The organism is Rhodococcus sp. D-46, assembly GCF_011290655.1.
In the GTDB taxonomy this organism is placed as follows: domain Bacteria; phylum Actinomycetota; class Actinomycetes; order Mycobacteriales; family Mycobacteriaceae; genus Rhodococcus_F; species Rhodococcus_F qingshengii.
Genome location: NZ_JAANTF010000007.1, coordinates 481,203 through 497,718 on the forward strand (window position 1 = coordinate 481,203; position 16,516 = coordinate 497,718).

Annotated in this window: 16 protein-coding genes; 5 read left to right on the forward strand and 11 right to left on the reverse strand. The window is 63.6% G+C overall.

Going from position 1 to position 16,516, the window contains the following annotated elements; translation table 11 throughout:
- Positions 1-10 precede the first annotated feature (10 nt).
- On the reverse strand, positions 11-583 hold the full coding sequence (locus G9U53_RS20625) for a DUF4126 domain-containing protein (protein ID WP_063315953.1): 573 nt from the start codon (positions 581-583) through the stop codon (positions 11-13).
- 85 nt (positions 584-668) lie between these two features.
- Here G9U53_RS20625 and G9U53_RS20630 point away from each other — a divergent pair, with 85 nt between their 5' ends.
- Genes G9U53_RS20630 through G9U53_RS20640 form a run of 3 tightly spaced genes read left to right on the forward strand, consistent with a single transcriptional unit; the run spans position 669 to position 4,463 of the window.
- Complete coding sequence (locus G9U53_RS20630) at positions 669-1,085, forward strand: VOC family protein (RefSeq protein ID WP_007727590.1); 417 nt, start codon at positions 669-671, stop codon at positions 1,083-1,085.
- Positions 1,086-1,139: 54 nt separating this feature from the next.
- Positions 1,140-2,516 carry an ATP-binding protein gene (locus G9U53_RS20635; protein ID WP_102999408.1) on the forward strand — a complete coding sequence of 459 codons (1,377 nt, stop codon included), beginning with the start codon at positions 1,140-1,142 and terminating at the stop codon, positions 2,514-2,516.
- A 9-nt stretch (positions 2,517-2,525) separates the two neighbouring features.
- On the forward strand, positions 2,526-4,463 hold the full coding sequence (locus G9U53_RS20640) for a VWA domain-containing protein (RefSeq protein ID WP_030534873.1): 1,938 nt from the start codon (positions 2,526-2,528) through the stop codon (positions 4,461-4,463).
- A gap of 11 nt (positions 4,464-4,474) precedes the next feature.
- Here the strand turns inward: G9U53_RS20640 and G9U53_RS20645 are convergent, their stop codons facing one another.
- Together G9U53_RS20645 and G9U53_RS20650 are read right to left on the reverse strand one after the other, a co-directional pair.
- Positions 4,475-5,500, reverse strand: a complete 1,026-nt coding sequence (locus G9U53_RS20645; protein WP_165639122.1) for an agmatine deiminase family protein — start codon at positions 5,498-5,500, stop codon at positions 4,475-4,477.
- Positions 5,497-6,444 (reverse strand): nitrilase-related carbon-nitrogen hydrolase, encoded by a 948-nt coding sequence (locus tag G9U53_RS20650; RefSeq protein WP_054188815.1) that lies wholly within the window; start codon positions 6,442-6,444, stop codon positions 5,497-5,499. The genes G9U53_RS20645 and G9U53_RS20650 overlap by 4 nt, the downstream gene beginning before the upstream one ends.
- Before the next feature lie 149 nt (positions 6,445-6,593).
- On the opposite strand from G9U53_RS20650, the gene G9U53_RS20655 reads away from it, so the two are divergent.
- Positions 6,594-7,211, forward strand: a complete 618-nt coding sequence (locus tag G9U53_RS20655) for a TetR/AcrR family transcriptional regulator C-terminal domain-containing protein (protein ID WP_030536334.1) — start codon at positions 6,594-6,596, stop codon at positions 7,209-7,211.
- On the opposite strand, the gene G9U53_RS20660 is transcribed toward G9U53_RS20655, so the two are convergent.
- The 3 genes from G9U53_RS20660 to G9U53_RS20670 all read right to left on the reverse strand — a co-directional run bounded on the left by G9U53_RS20660 (position 7,208) and on the right by G9U53_RS20670 (position 11,151).
- Positions 7,208-8,734 carry an APC family permease gene (locus G9U53_RS20660; protein WP_003946397.1) on the reverse strand — a complete coding sequence of 509 codons (1,527 nt, stop codon included), beginning with the start codon at positions 8,732-8,734 and terminating at the stop codon, positions 7,208-7,210. The two genes, G9U53_RS20655 and G9U53_RS20660, sit on opposite strands and share 4 nt — an antisense overlap.
- Entirely contained in the window at positions 8,731-9,630 is a 900-nt protein-coding gene (locus G9U53_RS20665) for a universal stress protein (RefSeq protein WP_007727555.1), read from the reverse strand. The genes G9U53_RS20660 and G9U53_RS20665 overlap by 4 nt, the downstream gene beginning before the upstream one ends.
- A gap of 90 nt (positions 9,631-9,720) precedes the next feature.
- Complete coding sequence (locus G9U53_RS20670; RefSeq protein WP_165639123.1) at positions 9,721-11,151, reverse strand: gamma-aminobutyraldehyde dehydrogenase; 1,431 nt, start codon at positions 11,149-11,151, stop codon at positions 9,721-9,723.
- A 169-nt stretch (positions 11,152-11,320) separates the two neighbouring features.
- Between G9U53_RS20670 and G9U53_RS20675 the strand changes: the two genes are divergently transcribed.
- Positions 11,321-12,838: a PucR family transcriptional regulator gene (locus G9U53_RS20675; RefSeq protein ID WP_003946355.1), complete on the forward strand. Its 1,518-nt coding sequence runs from the start codon at positions 11,321-11,323 to the stop codon at positions 12,836-12,838.
- Between the two features lie 36 nt (positions 12,839-12,874).
- Here the strand turns inward: G9U53_RS20675 and G9U53_RS20680 are convergent, their stop codons facing one another.
- The 5 genes from G9U53_RS20680 to rpsN form a co-directional block, all read right to left on the reverse strand.
- On the reverse strand, positions 12,875-14,236 hold the full coding sequence (locus G9U53_RS20680; RefSeq protein WP_020908634.1) for an NAD(P)/FAD-dependent oxidoreductase: 1,362 nt from the start codon (positions 14,234-14,236) through the stop codon (positions 12,875-12,877).
- A 154-nt stretch (positions 14,237-14,390) separates the two neighbouring features.
- Complete coding sequence (locus G9U53_RS20685; protein WP_007727550.1) at positions 14,391-14,855, reverse strand: hypothetical protein; 465 nt, start codon at positions 14,853-14,855, stop codon at positions 14,391-14,393.
- A 19-nt stretch (positions 14,856-14,874) separates the two neighbouring features.
- On the reverse strand, positions 14,875-15,813 hold the full coding sequence (locus tag G9U53_RS20690; protein ID WP_007727548.1) for an AEC family transporter: 939 nt from the start codon (positions 15,811-15,813) through the stop codon (positions 14,875-14,877).
- Positions 15,814-15,942: 129 nt separating this feature from the next.
- Positions 15,943-16,200, reverse strand: a complete 258-nt coding sequence (gene rpsR / locus G9U53_RS20695; RefSeq protein ID WP_003946414.1) for a 30S ribosomal protein S18 — start codon at positions 16,198-16,200, stop codon at positions 15,943-15,945.
- 9 nt (positions 16,201-16,209) lie between these two features.
- Positions 16,210-16,515, reverse strand: coding sequence for a 30S ribosomal protein S14 (gene rpsN, locus G9U53_RS20700; protein ID WP_003946379.1), 306 nt, complete (start codon positions 16,513-16,515; stop codon positions 16,210-16,212).
- Position 16,516 lies beyond the last annotated feature (1 nt).

Consider the following 16,516-nt stretch of genomic DNA (forward strand, 5'->3'; position numbering starts at 1 on the left):
GTCGGTGCGGTCAGGCGGTGCGCAGACTCCGGACACGACGCCAGCCACGCCAGCTGAACCACAAGAGCGCGGCGAGCAGGGGAATGATCAGGAGCGGCAAGATCATCGCGATCAAGGAAGTGAAGAAAGTCAGCACATCCTCGATGACGGAAACGACGGGATTTGCCAGCCCACCGGTAGTGGCCGTACTGACCGCGCGAGTGCCGGTCTGCGCGGCGCTGAACGTCAACGCCGTCGGCGCTCCGACGATGATGCCCGCCAACGCGGCCATCGCAGGGTCGAGATGACTGAATGCCGCCCAGGCGGCGATCACTCCGGCGATCGGCCCCGTGACGTTCCCGATCACCGAGAGTGCGTTGTCCACGAACGGAATGAGGTCGGCACCCAGTTCGACCACCGCGGCGATTGCCAATGCCACCAGCACGCCGGTCGATCCGATCCACCGCATCGACTCGCCGACGGTGATCCCGAACAGTTCGAAGTGGGCGGCAGCGCTGAGCATCAGCAGGGGCAGGAAGGTTCGCATTCCGGACGCTGCGGCGAGTCCGAGGCCGAGCATGGCGGGCAACACCCAGGTATCCATGGGTGGAGTTTAGGTCTACTGTGCGCCTTTATTAACCGCCGGCGGTTAATAAAGGCGCACAGCAAAGTCTCGGAAAGGACCTTTCATGGCGACAAACCCGCAGCCGATGTTCTTCCTCAACCTGCCCGTCAAGGACCTCGGCAAGGCCACCACCTTCTACGAGGGCCTCGGATACTCCAAGAACACGCAGTTCTCCGACGAGAATGCGTCGTCGATGGTCATCAGTGACACCATCGTCGTGATGCTGTTGGCCGAGCCCTTCTTCAAGACCTTCACCACCAAGGGCATCGCCGACACCTCGACGTCGACGGAGGCGCTGCTCGGTCTCTCGGCCGAGACCCGTGAGGCCGTCGACGCCCTCGTCGACAAGGCGCTCGCGACCGGCGGTTCCGAAGGTAACGCGACGCAGGATCACGGCTTCATGTACAGCCGCAGCTTCCAGGATCCCGACGGCCACATCTGGGAAATCATCTGGATGAATCCCGAGAACATCGAGGGCTGAGCGACCGAACTTCCTCGGCAAGAGGCGAAACCCCGAAAACACTCGTAGCGTGGAGTGGTGACTGTCGCAAAAACCCTCGGAGAGCTACGCGCCTCCGGACACGTACAGCGAAGTGTCAAGGAAGAACTACGAGAGAATCTTCTCGCCGCGTTGCGGGACGGCCGTGACCCCTGGCCCGGGATAGTCGGGTTCGAGGACACGGTCGCCCCGCAACTCGAGCGGGCGCTGATCGCCGGCCACGACGTGGTTCTGCTCGGCGAACGAGGTCAGGGAAAGACGAGGCTGCTTCGCACTCTCGGGCTCCTGCTCGACGAGTGGACGCCCGTCATCGAAGGCTCGGAACTGGGGGAGCACCCGTACGAGCCGATCACCCCGGCTTCGATACGTCGAGCCAAGGAACTGGGCGACGACCTCCCGATCGCCTGGCGCCACCGCAGCGAGCGGTACTCCGAGAAGTTGGCGACGCCGGATACCTCGGTCGCCGACCTGATCGGCGACGTCGATCCGGTCAAGGTTGCCGAAGGCCGGAGCCTCGGCGATCCGGAGACCATTCACTTCGGCCTCGTGCCTCGCGCGCATCGCGGAATCGTGGCCATCAACGAGCTCCCCGACCTCGCCGAACGCATCCAGGTCTCTTTGCTCAACGTGATGGAAGAGCGGGACATCCAGGTCCGCGGGTACACGCTTCGGCTTCCGTTGGACGTTCTTCTGGTCGCGAGCGCCAACCCCGAGGACTACACCAACCGCGGGCGCATCATCACACCACTCAAGGACCGCTTCGGCGCCGAGATCCGCACTCACTACCCCGTCGAGCTGGCGGGCGAGATCGCGGTGATCGAGCAGGAGGCGCACCTGGCCGCGGAGGTGCCCGACTACCTTCTCGAAATTCTTGCCAGATTCACTCGCCTGCTCCGCGAATCCACCTCGGTGGACCAGCGATCGGGTGTGTCGGCACGCTTTGCCGTCGCCGGCGCGGAAACCGTCAGTGCCGCCGCGGTACGACGGGCAGCGGTGCTCGGCGAAGCCGATCCTGTTGCACGGCCCGTCGATCTCGAGTCCGTGGTCGAGGTTCTTCGCGGCAAGGTCGAGTTCGAATCCGGTGAAGAGGGACGGGAACTGGAGGTGCTCGAGCACCTGCTGCGTCGCGCGACGGCCGATACGGTTCGGGTGCGTCTCGGCGGGATCGACCTGGGGATGCTGGTTGCTGCGGTGGAGATGGGCAACACGATCGTCACCGGTGAATCTGTCACGGCCAAGGCATTTCTCGACGAGCTTCCGGACCTCGAGGTCCTGGACGAAGTAGCCGAACGCCTCGGCGCGCAATCCGACGGCGAGCGTGCCGCCGGTGCCGAACTTGCCCTCGAAGGGCTTTACCTCGCGCGCCGGATCTCCAAAGATCAAGGCCCGGGCGGCCGCTCGGTGTATTCGTAAGGGGCAGTGATGATCCACAATCCGCGGTACGGGCCTTACGACGGTGGTCCCGATCCGCTGGCGCCTCCCGTGGATCTGCGCGAGGCCCTGGCAGCAATCGGCGACGACGTGTTGTCGGGCACGTCGCCGCGCCATGCCCTCCGAGAGCTCCTGCGCCGAGGCAACCGGGACATGCGCGGGCTCGACGACCTTGCCGCCCAGGCGAACCGGCGTCGACGCGAGTTGCTGCGCCGCAACAATCTCGACGGAACTCTCGACGAGGTTCGCAAGCTTCTCGACAAGGCGGTGCTCGAAGAGCGCAAAGAATTGGCACGTGCTCTCGACGACGACGCACGATTCAACGAAATGCGGATCGAGGAGTTACCGCCGTCGACAGCTCAGGCCGTGCAAGATCTGGCCGACTACAACTGGCGCAGCGAACAGGCGCGCGCGGATTACGAGAAGATTCGTGATCTGCTCGGGCGAGAGGTCCTCGATCAACGCTTCTCGGGAATGAAGCAGGCACTCGAGGGCGCCACCGACGAGGATCGTGAGCAGATTCGCCAGATGCTGGCTGATCTGAATCAACTGCTCGACGCGCACTCTCGGGGTGTCGACACTGCGGAGCAGTTCGCGGAGTTCATGGACAAGCACGGGCAGTATTTCCCGGACAACCCGCGCAACGTCGAGGAACTTCTGGATTCTTTGGCGCAGCGCGCGGCGGCTGCACAACGATTGCGGAACTCGCTCTCGCAGGAGCAGCGTGACGAGTTGGATGCGTTGGCGCAGCAGGCGTTCGGTGATCCGAGCCTGATGAGTGAACTGAGTCAACTCGACCAGTTCCTTCAGGCGGCTCGGCCGGGTGAGGACTGGGAAGGTTCGCAACAGTTCCGCGGCGACAACGGAATGGGGTTGGGTGAGGGGACCGGTGCCCTGCAGGACATCGCCGAGCTGGAATCCTTGGCGGATCAACTGTCGCAGCAATACGCGGGCGCGGCGCTCGACGACATCGACCCCGAGCTACTCGCGCGGCATCTCGGCGACGAAGCCGCCGCTGATGCTCGCACCCTGGCCGATCTCGAAAAGGCTTTGCAGGAACAGGGTTTCTTCGATCGTGCACCGGATGGTCAATGGCGCTTGTCGCCCAAAGCCATGCGACAGCTCGGACAGACTGCTCTGCGCGATGTCGCCGGGCAACTGTCGTCACGAACCGGTCAACGCGATACGCGTCGGGCCGGTGCGATGGGTGAACCGACCGGAGCGTCCCGCGAATGGGAATTCGGGGACACGGAACCGTGGGACGTCACGAGAACCATCACCAACGCCGTCCTGCGTGACCCGGGCCGAATGCCGGTGCGGCTGAGCGTCGTCGATGTCGAGGTGGCCGAAACCGAACAGCGCAGTCAGGCTGCGGTTGCTCTCCTGGTGGACACGTCGTTCTCGATGGTGATGGAAGATCGCTGGGTGCCGATGAAGCGCACCGCTCTGGCACTCAATCATCTGGTGAGTACGCGATTTCGCAGCGACGAACTCCAGTTGATCGCCTTCGGACGCCACGCGCACGTGCTGAGCCCGTCGGAGCTCGCTGGTTTGGACGGCGCGTGGGACCAGGGAACCAACCTGCACCACGCACTGTTGTTGGCGGCCAGGCATCTTCGACGCCACTCCAACGCACAGCCGGTGGTACTGATCGTCACCGACGGTGAGCCGACGGCTCATCTCGAAGCGGACGGAGAAGCCAGGTTCGACTACCCGCCGAGTGCACGAACCCTCGGTTTGACGGTTCGAGCACTCGACGCGGTGGCCAGGCTGGGCGCCAAGGTCACGTTCTTCCGCCTCGGTGAGGATCCAGGTCTGGCCAGGGTGGTCGACCGGATGGCGCACCGTGTGGGTGGACGCGTCATCGCGCCGGACCTGGACGGCCTCGGCGCCGCGGTCGTGAGTGACTACATGCGAGGTCGCCGCTAATTCTGCCGCCGTCAGTCTTGTTCAGCGGGCTGGTGCTGGGTGATGCAGTGGATGCCGCCGCCACGTTCGAACAGCGGTCTGGCGTCGACGGTGACGACGGTGCGCCCGGGGTAGGCGGCCGCAAGGATCCGGGCCGCTTCGGCGTCGGCCGGATCGTCGAAGCTGCAGGCAATCACTCCGCGATTGACCACGAGATGGTTGATGTAGCTGTAGTCGACGAATCCCTCGTCGTCGCGCAGGATTTCGGGAGCGGGTACCCGAATGACCTTCCACGGCCGGCCGCCGACGTCCGTCGAGCTTTCGAACAACTCGATGATCGTCTTGCTGACGGCGTAGTCGGGGTGCACCGGATTGCGTTGGTCATGGACGAGTACCACTCCGGGGGAAGAGATGGCAGCGACGATGTCGACGTGTCCGCGCGTTCCGTAGGTCTCCTGATCGCGGGTCAACCCGCGGGGAAGCCAGATCACGTGCTTGGCGCCGATGGTGCGGGCGAGTTCGGCCTCGATGTCGGCCTTCGTCAGGTCGGGGTTTCGTCCCGGATCGAGTTGGACGGTTTCGGTGACCAAGACGGTGCCGAGACCGTCGACTTGAATACCGCCGCCCTCGTTGACGATTGGTGAGTCGATCAACTGGGCACTGGATTGTTCGACGACAAATGCGCCGATCTTCGAGTCCTTGTCCCACTGCGCCCAATCCTGTGCACCCCAGCCGTTGAACACCCAGTCGACTCCGCCGAGACGGCCTTCGTCGGACAGGACGAACGTCGGCCCGATGTCGCGCATCCACGCGTCGTCGAGAGGTGCCTCGACGATGTCGACCTTCTCGGACAGGTACTTTCGTGCTTCTTCGACTTCGGCGGGATCGACGACGACGGTGACCGGCTCGAATTCGGCGACGGCGTGGGCGACGGCCGCCCACGTCGAGCGCGCTTCGTGCTGTTCTTCCGCGGTGTCCCCGAGAGAGTATCCGGCGCTCGGGTACGCCATCCAGGTACGTTCGTGCGGCTCACTTTCCGCGGGCATGCGCCAGGTCATCGGTTGGCTCCTGCAGTGTTCACAGGTGCGGTCAGGGCCGAGTAGGTGTCGGGTCGGCGAGTGGCCAGGAACGGGAACAGCGCAAGCCAGTCTTCACGGTGCTGCAGGTCGAGATCTGCGACCAGGACGGCTGATTCGTCGCGCGGAGCCTGAACGAGGATGCGTCCGTACGGGTCCGAGATGAACGACGAACCGTAGAAGGTGATGAGACCTTCACTGCCGTGGCGATTGGGGACAACCATGAAAGTGCCGTTGGCGATACCGTTTCCGACGATCACTTGCTGCCACAGCGGTTGGGTGTCGAAGTTCGGGTGATCGGGTTCCGAGCCGATCGCCGTCGGGTACACCAAGACCTGGGCACCGGCGAGGGAGTATGCACGTGCGACCTCGGGGAACCACTCGTCCCAGCATGTCGGGAGTCCGAACTTGGCGCCGAGTGCCTCGTGAACGGGGTATGCGTCCTCGGACGGACCGCCGCGAAAGTACGTGTCCTCGTAGTACCCGGCCGTCACCGGAATGTGGAGCTTGCGGGTACGACCGAGAAGTTCACCCCCGGGCGAGACCAGGATCGCGGTGTTGAAGCCCAGGCCGTCCTCGGCGTCGCTGCGCTCGTACAACGACGCGTGAACGAGAACCTGGTTCTCCGCGGCGGCCTTGGTGGCGAAGGCGAAAGTGGGTCCGGTGAGCAGGTCTTCCGCCGCGCGTCCGGGATTGTCGCCGGCCGGGGTGGAGGCGGGGTAGCGGCTGAGCGTCAGCTCTGGAAGAAAGACCACGGAAGCGCCCAGCTTCGCTGCGGACGCAATGCCTTCGCTCAATTCGGCGTGGAGGTCGTCTTGGTCCTCGTGCCAGCGATGTTGGACGAGACCTACACGCAGAGGGGTGGACGTGGACGGCGAAGTCGCGGCCGGTGACTCGGGTGGGGTGAGGGCGGTGATCGTCAGCATGGGGTTTCCTCGGTGCTCGGGTATTCGACGTTCAACGTAAAACGAATGTGATTCGTTAAGTATGGTGGGTGAGCGCTGATTGATCAAGGACTTTCGAGGAATTGTTTTTTGCAGCGCCCCGAACGGTGTGGATCACTACAGGAGGACATATGCCGCGGCCATCGCAACGACTGCTCTCACCGGCGATCATCACCGAGGCAGCGATCGAGTCGGTGGACGAATCCGGCGACTTCACCATGCCGGGACTCGCCGCAAGACTGAAGGTTCGACCGTCCTCGCTCTACAACCACGTTTCCGGACGAGCCGAGATCGTCGAACTGATGAGGGCTCAGCTGATGGCAGGAATCGACGTCGAGTCGGCCTCGGGGACCTGGAGTGAGACCGTCGCGGCGCTGGCAGCCGAGTACCGGCGAAGCTACGCCGCGCATCCTCGTCTGATTCCGCTCTTCACGGCCCAGACGGTGCAGGCCGGTGTGGCGTTCACCCTCTACAACGCATTGGCGCAGGCATTTGCCGATGGTGGCTTCGACCCGACCGAAACACTGCACGCGATCACGACCGTCGACAGTTTTGTTCTCGGTTCGGCCCTGGACCTGGCGGCGCCGGACGTCCAGTGGGCGTCGGGACCCGAAGCCAACGACGCGATGAAGGCGGCGTTGGCAACGTCCGGGAAAAATCCCGAACGTGCCGACGCCGCCTTCGAATTCGGCTTGCGCGTGTTGATGGCGGGCCTGATCGCGCAGGCCCCCGAATCTACTGTCTCCTAGGACACGCTGAGGTCGTTCTCGTCGCGCAGAGCCTCCGTGTCGCGGTTGAGGGTCTTGCCCTCGAAGAACTCGGGATTGCGCACTCGCATGACCATCATCAGGACCGCGCCGAGGATGAGGATTCCGAAGCCGAGGAAGAAGACCAGGCCGATTCCGCCGATGGATGCTCCGCTGGCATTGTCCGGATTCATACTCTCCTGGACCGAAATGACGAACACCGCAAGCAGCATGAGGCCACCGATGAGTGGGAACGCGAGCCGGAAGACGAAGTTTCGTACGCTCTCGAAAAGCGTCTTGCGGAAGTACCACACGCACGCGAATGCGGTGATGCCGTAGTACCAGCAGATCATGATGCCGAGTGCGGCGATCGTGTCGAGCAGAGCACTTTCGGACAGGAACGTGACGACGCTGTAGAACACTGCGGTTACCGCGCCTGCCACGACGGTCGCGTACGACGGCACCAGGAACCGAGGCGAGACCTCGGCGAGCTTCTTGGGGAAAGCTCCGTATGCACCCATGGCGAGCATGGTTCGTGCCGCGGGCAGGAACGTGGTCTGCAGGCTGGCGACTGAAGAGACGAAGACCGCGAGGAACAGAAGCATTCCGCCCCAGTTGCCCAGGACCGGGTCGGCCAGAGCGCCGAAGACGTTCTCGGAGTTGTCGGGATTGCCGAGGCCGAGGCCTTCCTCGCCGACGCCGGCGTACATCATCGCGGCAACGGCGACCAGCAGGTAGGTAAGGAGAATGGTTGCGACACAGAGCAAACCGGCGCGGCCGGGGGTCTTCTTGGGGTTCTTCGACTCCTCGCCCAGCGTGAGACAGGTATCCCAGCCCCAGAACGCGAAGATCGATCCGGTGAGTCCGATGACAAACGCACCGATGGCGAGTCCGCTGAACGGGTTGAACCAACTCAGGTCGAAGGACAATCCGGCCGGGGCGTCGCCGGCGCCGACGTGAACCAGTGCAACGACGGCGAAGACGACCAGCAGCACCATCTGGAAGCCGACGAGCGCGAACTGTACGCGCTCGCTGGTGGTGATTCCCCGACTGGCAATCCAGGTGGCCAACGCGATGAACACCAGTGTGGTGCCGACGTTGACGAATTTATTGCCCGGCAGATCGGCGATGGAGGGATTGTCGGCCACCCGCGCGATGAACAGATAGAAGAAGTCGACGGCAATTGCAGCGAGGTTCGAGAGCACGATGATGGTGGCGATCACCATGCCCCAGCCGCACATCCAGCCGACGTACGGTCCGAATGCCTTGGTGGACCACGTGAATGACGCTCCGCAGTCAGGAGTGTCGGAGTTCAGTTCGCGGTACGCGTACGCGGTGAGGAACATCGGGATGAAGCCGGCGATGAAGATGGCGGGCATCTTGAGACCGACCGCAGCGACGATCAATCCGATGCTGGCCGTCAGGGTGTAACCCGGTGCCACGGAGGAGATTCCGAGCACCGCGCCGGAGATCATGCCGATCTTGCCGGTGGCGAGGCCTTTGGAACTCAGTTCGGTGCTGGTCATGACAGTGCCTCCGGCTGGGTGAATTCGTGCTTGGGCACTACGACCATGGGTACGGGCAGTACGCGCAGCATCTTGGCGGCGGTCGAGCCCAGGAACAGTTTGCGGGGCTGTGCGAGTCGACTTGAACCGACCATCACGAGGTCGCCGTCCTGCCAGTCCAGTTGACGCACTGCCGATTCCACGGTAGATCCGTCGGCAATGATGACCTCGATGGGGAACTCCGCGGGGAGCGCGGCTCTTGCGACGTCGAGTGTGTCCTGAGCGTGATTTCGTGCACGCTCCCTGGCCGACTCGGCGGTGTCGCGATGATCTCGCAGATCGTTCTGGGGGTCGAGCGCTACCAGTGAGACCAGTCGGAGCGGAACCTGCATCAGTTCGCTGGCGCGCACGGCGGTGTTCAAGACGATGTCGGCGCCGACACGGGTGCCGAGTGCACAGGTGACCTCTCGTATCGCAGTGGCCGCCGAGTGCCGCGTTCCGCGAGGCGCCAGTGCTACCGGGACGTGGGCGGAGTGAAGCAGTTCGGTCGAGACCGAACCTATCGCGTGACGGCCGAGCAGACCGTCGCCGGAAGCTCCCACCACGATCGCGAGCGCATTCAGTCGGTCCACTTCGTCGAGCAGGCCCTGAGCGAACGACTCGTGGAAGCTCAGGTGTACTTCCACCTGGATGTCCTCGGGCACCGACGCTTTCGCCTCGGCGAGCCAGTCGTGTGCACGCGCGGCGAGGATGTCGTCGTAGCCGGCTTCCGAGGGAACCTTGGCCGGCAGTGTCCGATCCGGTGGGAGGACCATGCAGATGTCGAGTTGCGCGCCGAGACTGCGCGCGAGCTGGGCCCCGAGGACCAGCCCGTCTTTACCGCTGGGTGTGGCGAGGTATCCGACGATAAGGCGCATGGTGGCTCTTTTCCGGATTGGAGGAATCTGCTGTGCGCCTTTATTAACCGCGGGGGGTTGATAAAGGCGCACAGCAGGAGGGGCGGCGACTCAGTCGTGCGAACTCATGACGTGCTTGAGACGGGTGTAGTCCTCGACTCCGTAGGCCGAGAGATCCTTGCCGTAACCGGAATACTTGAAGCCGCCGTGCGGCATTTCGGCGACGAGCGGGATGTGGCAGTTGATCCACACCGCACCGAAGTCGAGAGCAGCGGAGACGCGTTGCGTGACACCGTGATCCTTGGTCCAGATGCTCGAGGCCAGGCCGAACCGAACGTCGTTGGCAAGCGTGATCGCCTCCTTCTCGTCGGAGAAGCTCTGGACTGTGAGGATAGGACCGAAAGTCTCTTCCTGCACGATGTCGTCCGATTGTGCGGCGCCGGTGATGACGGTCGGCTCGAAGAAGAATCCGGTTTCACCCGAACGCTTTCCGCCGGTAACGATCTTGGCCGACGCCGGCAGGTTCGCGATCTTGTCGCTCACGGCGTTGAAGTGGTTGATGTTGTTGAGCGGGCCGTAGAAGGCATCAGGATCGGAAGGCGCTCCGGGGCGCAGCTTCTCGGCGTTCCGGACGAGGGCTTCGACGAGCTGATCGTGGATGGACTCGTGAACGATCACGCGAGTGGCCGCGGTGCAATCCTGGCCGCCGTTGAAGAACGCTGCCTCGGCGATGCCGGTGGCGGTCTTCTCGATGTCGACGTCGCCGAAGACGATCGCCGGCGCTTTGCCGCCCAGCTCGAGGTGCGCGCGCTTGAGTTGCTGTGCTGCGGACACGGCGACAGCGATGCCCGCCCGCACCGAACCGGTGATCGAGACGAGACCGAGGGCCGGGTTCTCCACCAACGTCGCTCCGGTTCCGCCGTTGCCGAGCACGACGTTGAACACGCCGTCCGGCAGGATGCCCTTCGAGAGCTTCGCCAGGACCAGCGTGCTGCCCGGTGTGGTGTCGCTGGGCTTGAGGACGATCGTGTTGCCGGCCGCGAGGGCGGGCCCGATCTTCCACAGCGCCATCATGAACGGGTAGTTCCACGGAGTGACCTGACCGACGACGCCGATCGGCTCACGACGGACGTAGGAGGTGAAACCCTCCATGTACTCTCCGGCCGCCTTGCCCTCGAGAAGTCGTGCGGCTCCGGCGAAGAACCGCATCTGATCGGCTCCGACCTTGACCTCTTCGTCGGCGATCATCTGGTGGGCCTGGCCGGTGTTGGCGCTTTCGGCTGCGACGATTTCGTCGCTGTGCGCTTCGATGGCGTCGGCGAGTTTGAGGAGTGCGGCCTGCCGCACGCTTGGTGTCGTCTTACCCCAGGTCTCGAATGCGCGCTGTGCTGCTTCGACGGCGGCGTCGACGTCTTCCTTCGTGGAGACCGGCGTACGCCCGACCACACTCTCGTCCACGGGGTTGATCAGGTCGAGTGTTTCCGTCGCGGCTGAGGCGACGAATTCACCGTTGATGTAGTTCTCGAGTACGACGATCGACATCGGTACCGGTTCCTCTCGAGGTCGAACGAGTTCCGGCCGAGGTGATCAGCACGGAACTCGCACTTTGTGGGGCGTGTGTGAGCAAGTGTGCGCTGACTCACAAGTAAAGGCAGCTGCCAAAAAGGTGAAATCTTTGATCGCCGACGCGCCGAGTTGTACAGTCCAGCCCATGACGATCGCTGTGCGGTGGATGTTGGCGCAGCCGGACCTCGCGCTGGAACTCAAAGGCGGCGCCCAGGGCGTCGGTCGCGAAATCACATTTGCGCACGCCACGGAGTTGCTCGACCCTTTCCGGTGGTTGACCGGCGGCGAATTCATCCTCACCACCGGCATCCGATTGCCGTCCACTCAGCAAAAGCGCGGCCGCTATCTCCGAATGCTCGACGCGGCAGGTGTGGCGGCGGTGGGATTCGGAACCGGGCTCTCGTACCCCGAGGTCCCGGCCGATCTGGTGGCCGTCGCCGACGAGATCGGACTCCCGCTGATCGAGGTGCCGCTGCCGACGCCGTTTGCTGCCGTCGTCAAGCGTGTGATGAGCCGGTTGGCAGAGCAGGAATACGAAGCGGTCCTCCGGGCGTCGCGGGCGCAACCGCGGATGACGCGTGCCGTCATTTCCGGCGGAACTGCCGCAACCGTGCGTGAACTGGCGATCGCAACCTCGGCGACGGTGCTTCTTCTCGACGTCGCCGGACGAGTTCTCGAGAGCTCACCTCAACTGCCGACGGACGACGTGATCGACGAACTGCGAGCAACTCTCGGGGGCGGTGCCTCCAGTAGCGTGACGCTCGCAAGGTCTGGAGCGTCGATCGCGGTGCAGCAGATCAGCGTCGGGCGAACGCCGTACGGATACCTGGCGGTGATCAGTGCTTCGGCGCTCAGCTACGTCGATCAGATACTGCTCGGTCACGCGAACTCGTTGTTGGCGTTGGACTTCGAGAAACCTGCGCGCCTGCGTGCTACTCAGGATCAGTTGAATTCGCACGCCCTCGGGCTGCTGCTCACCGAGGATCGCGACCCGGCGCCGGCGTGGCAACAGATCAGGCAGGCCGCCGACGGTGAGGGCATGATCCGAGGATTGACAGTTCTTGCCGACACGTCCGACGTAGCGGGACGCGTCGGAGCCGAGATTGCCGAGTTCATGAACAAGGCGGGGCGGCAGTTGTTCTCGCGGATCAACGACACTCGCGTCACGGTGCTGCTGCGTGGAACCGACGACGTCGAGTTCGCCCGAGAGTTGCTCGGCGGGGTATCGAGGTCGGATCTTCGCGCGCTTCGTGTCGGCTTGAGCGCGCGACGGGTGGTCGCTGCGCTGGCGGTCGCCGTCGAACAGTCCCAGCTGTGTGCGTCGGCGGCGGAAATCGGTGGCGAGCCTTTGGAATTCGCAGCTCTGACCGGAAGTGTGCTGCTGTCTTTCGATTCGACGCGTGAAGTGCTCAACACGTTGGCGGAAACGATGATCACACCGATCGAGGACTACGACCGTGACAACGGCACCGAACTGCTGGCGTCGTTGCGGGCATTTCTCGAGGCCAACGGACACTGGGAAGCGGCCGCCATCACGATGGGCGTTCACCGGCACACACTGCGGAGCCGAATGGCGAAGGTGGAGAGCCTGATCGACTGTCGGCTGGAAGTGGCCAGGGTTCGGGCCGAACTACTGCTCTCGATCATTGCCCGGCAATCGTGACTGCCGGGCAATGATCGAGACTTGGCAAAGCGGCCGTCAGGCCTTGCTGCGAGCGATGATGTCGGCTGCGGTTCGCTGACCCATCCGAACGGCACCGTCGACGTGCTGGTACCCCTCGGCCGCAATGTCGGAGCACGAGAAGTGAATCGGGCCGACGGGCGTGCGGGAATCCGCGCCGTAGCGGTGCAGGCCTCCGAGGTCGAAGCTCGCTGCGTACGCACCGCGGGTCCACTCCTCCGAGCCCCAGTCGGATTCGTAGTACACAACCGGCTCTTCGGCCTTCGGGCCGAGATAGCGGGCAAGTGAGGCCAGAATCGTGGCCTTACGCTCCTCGACGGAAAGCTCGAACATCGCGTCGGCCTTCTCGTCGGAGACGAAAGCGACCAGGGTGCCGCGATCGTCCTCGTGGTTGGTGTTGTCGTACACCTCCTGCACTACCTCGGACGCGCCGAAGCCGGTGCCGGAGAGGCCGGCTTCGCGCCAGAAAGGCGTCTCGTACACCGCGTGCACCTTGATGACGAGGCCGAGGGACTGGTGCTGGTGCATCTGGTGCTGACGACGCGGCAGCGGGGGATCGTACGAGATTCGGGAGTAGAGGTTGGGCGGTACGGCCAGGATCACTCGGCTTGCCTCGACGCGAACATCGCCGTCCGCCAACACCGTTGCACCGGATTCGTTCCACTTCACCGTTCGCACGGGTGCGTTGAGGAAGACGTCGTCACCGAGGGCCTCCGCCATGCGGATCGATACCTGCTGCATTCCGCCGATCACTCGCTTGTCGAGAATGAAGTCCTCGTCGACAAGGTGGGAGAACGAACCTGCGGAAGCGGCCATGAGTACGGCCTGCAGGGCAGAGAACGAGTGGGCGGGCTTGGTGAGCATGCCACCGGCGATGAAGAGGCCGATGTTGTCACGTGCCTCGGCGTCGTCGGACTGATTGATCAGCCACTGCTTGAAGGAGACTGTGTCGAGATCGCGGGCGAGGGGATGTGCCCACGGTTCCTCGGCGCCGATCTGTGCTGCGAGATCGTCCATCTCGTCGATGAGACGGTCCATCTCCTTCTTCGTGGTGTCGTTCGTGGGGAAGGAATCACCCGTGTACTGCGTCCGCTCACCTGCCGACGAGATGTAGACGGACTCGCCCTCGCGGTAGCGCTCGAAAGTTTTCAGGCCGAGTTCGTCGAGCAAGGAGATCAGCGCGGTCTGGTCGGGGGAGACCCACTGGCCGCCGATTTCCAGAACTGCTCCGTCGATGGTGTCGGTCCACGTGCGGCCGCCGACGCGGTCGCGCGCTTCGATCACAGCGACGGTCAAACCGGCCTTGCGCAGCGCGGTTGCAGCTGCCAGGCCAGAGGGGCCGGCACCGACGATTGCAACGTCTCTCTGGAGAGTAGGCACTTGCGAGCTCCTTCATGTTGAGCACCGCTCGAGTCGAAAGCTGCCGACGAGCGAGTGAACGGGTGTCGGTTTTCAGTCTGTCCCGAGGAGACGCACACCACACCTGACGAAACGGCGTGTTCGATCGTCGAACTTGTGCCGTTTAGGCGCGCAGCTAGCCGTTGATGACGTGACGATCGCCGAGCGGTCGGCTCAGCGGGACATCCAAGCTGCCGAACACGGCAACCAGAATGCACATCTTGTCCGCGGCCTCGGGCAGTGCCCCGGTTCGGAGCGTGACGATCACCGTCGTATCGGTCTCTTCGACGGTTGCGTACGCGCCGTAGCACTCCGGAGTGCCGGTCACGAAGTGGACGGCCACCGTGTGATCGTCGACCTCGGACCACGATTCGAACATCGTGGCCGTCGCACCCACGATGTCGGTGCGGCTGTCGAACTCCGTGCCCATCTCGCTGTCGTCGACCTCGTCGGGAACGGGGGTTCCGAGCGACCAGTCGGCGGGACTTGCTTCGTTGGCCGCCATCGGATTCGGTGCGGCAACCGGCCCCGTGGTCTGGGCCCCGACGGAGCATCCGGCCACAGCAAGGCAGGCCAGAACGGCGAGGGTTAGTACACGCATGAATCCACCGTAACCCTGCTCAAGCGAGTAGCGCTGTGACCAGCGCAATTGCCGGAATTGACGCCAAAGTGGTGACAAAGGCACTGTCTCGGGCGAGGACCATTCCGCGCCGATAGCGGCTTGCGTAGATGAAGACGTTCTGCGCCGTCGGCAACGTCGAGACGACCACGATGGCGAACAACTGATGACCGTCGATGTCGAGGAGGAAATGCGCCATCAGATAGGCCAGCACAGGTTGGACCACGATCTTGAGCGTCGACGCCAGCGCGACGTCGCGGCGTGGACTCGAGCCCTTCTCCAGCACCCGCACGCCGTAGAGCGAGAGCCCGAATGCCAACAGCGCACCGGGTACCGACGTCGCGCCGATCAATTCGAAAGGCTGCATCAGCGGCCGGGGCGGTACCCAACCGATCAACGCGACGATCAACCCCGCAGCGCCCGCGAGCACGATCGGATTCTTGAACGGGGCGGTGACGGTGTCGATCAACGAGAGCTTCTCGGCATCCGCGCCGCGAAGGGCCGTCAGATCGAGGATCGTCAAGGCGATCGGGGAGTACACGACGATCTGGAAGAGCAGGAGCGGCGCGACGAACGTGGCATCGCCGAGCACGAACACCGCGATCGGGATTCCGAGGTTGGCTGAATTCACGTACGAAGCCGACAGCGCGCCGATGGTCAGTTCGGGTAGCGGCCGGTTGAGCCAGATCTTTGCGACGACGACGTACAGAGCGCCGACGGCAAAGGCAGTAGCCGACGCAACGGCGAGCGTCGGCGAGAAGATCACCGAAAGATCGGACGACGCGAGGGTGGTGAACAGCAGGGCAGGCGTCGCGACGAAGAAGACGAGTCGACCGAGAACGAACTGTCCTTGGCTACCGAGGGTGCCGAGACGGCCGAGGAGATACCCAACCGCGATGACAACAAAAATTACGGTGAAACCCGCAACAACTCCCGACACGCTGCGGGCACCTCTCGACTGGAATGAACGACTTCGGGAAATCTTAGTCCGGGCAACAAAAAGGCCGCGCAGTCGAGTGACTGCGCGACCTTTTCGGTACTTCTACGTGTGACTACCGAGGACGTATGACTACCGGGCGGCGGTGAAGGGGAGCAACGCCATTTCGCGTGCGTTCTTCACTGCAACGGCGACCTGACGCTGCTGCTGCGGGGTCAGGCCCGTGACGCGACGGCTGCGGATCTTGCCGCGGTCCGAGATGAACGTGCGAAGCAAGTTGATGTCCTTGTAATCGACATGCGTGATCTTCGCTGCGAACAACGGGTTCTTCTTGGGCTTACGACCCTCTACGGGGCGTGGCTTCTTCGACGGTGAACGCTTGACTGCCATCCGACTTCCTTACCAACTCGACTTGTGTACGCCAGGCAGTTCCCCACGGTGCGCCATTTCTCGCACGCGAATCCGGGAGAGCCCGAACTTCCGCAGGTGGCCGCGCGGACGTCCATCCGCAGCGTCTCGATTGCGCAATCGTACCGGACTGGCGTCGCGTGGTAGACGTTGCAGGGTCGCTTGGGCCTTCGCGCGCTCCTCTGCCGAGCTTTTCGGGGAGCGGATCGTCTCCTTGAGAGCGGACCGCTGCTCCGCGTACCGCTCGACGACGACCCGTCTCTGGTTGTTCTTCGCGATCTTCGACTTCTTGGCCATG

Coding starts and splice junctions, on each gene's coding strand:
- G9U53_RS20625 (WP_063315953.1), bottom strand. CDS start 583: ATGGATACCTGGGTGTTGCCCGCCATGCTCGGCCTCGGACTCGCCGCA.
- G9U53_RS20630 (WP_007727590.1), top strand. CDS start 669: ATGGCGACAAACCCGCAGCCGATGTTCTTCCTCAACCTGCCCGTCAAG.
- G9U53_RS20640 (WP_030534873.1), top strand. CDS start 2,526: ATGATCCACAATCCGCGGTACGGGCCTTACGACGGTGGTCCCGATCCG.
- G9U53_RS20645 (WP_165639122.1), bottom strand. CDS start 5,500: ATGACCTGGCGCATGCCCGCGGAAAGTGAGCCGCACGAACGTACCTGG.
- G9U53_RS20650 (WP_054188815.1), bottom strand. CDS start 6,444: ATGCTGACGATCACCGCCCTCACCCCACCCGAGTCACCGGCCGCGACT.
- G9U53_RS20655 (WP_030536334.1), top strand. CDS start 6,594: ATGCCGCGGCCATCGCAACGACTGCTCTCACCGGCGATCATCACCGAG.
- G9U53_RS20660 (WP_003946397.1), bottom strand. CDS start 8,734: ATGACCAGCACCGAACTGAGTTCCAAAGGCCTCGCCACCGGCAAGATC.
- G9U53_RS20665 (WP_007727555.1), bottom strand. CDS start 9,630: ATGCGCCTTATCGTCGGATACCTCGCCACACCCAGCGGTAAAGACGGG.
- G9U53_RS20670 (WP_165639123.1), bottom strand. CDS start 11,151: ATGTCGATCGTCGTACTCGAGAACTACATCAACGGTGAATTCGTCGCC.
- G9U53_RS20675 (WP_003946355.1), top strand. CDS start 11,321: ATGACGATCGCTGTGCGGTGGATGTTGGCGCAGCCGGACCTCGCGCTG.
- G9U53_RS20685 (WP_007727550.1), bottom strand. CDS start 14,855: ATGCGTGTACTAACCCTCGCCGTTCTGGCCTGCCTTGCTGTGGCCGGA.
- rpsR (WP_003946414.1), bottom strand. CDS start 16,200: ATGGCAGTCAAGCGTTCACCGTCGAAGAAGCCACGCCCCGTAGAGGGT.
- rpsN (WP_003946379.1), bottom strand. CDS start 16,515: ATGGCCAAGAAGTCGAAGATCGCGAAGAACAACCAGAGACGGGTCGTC.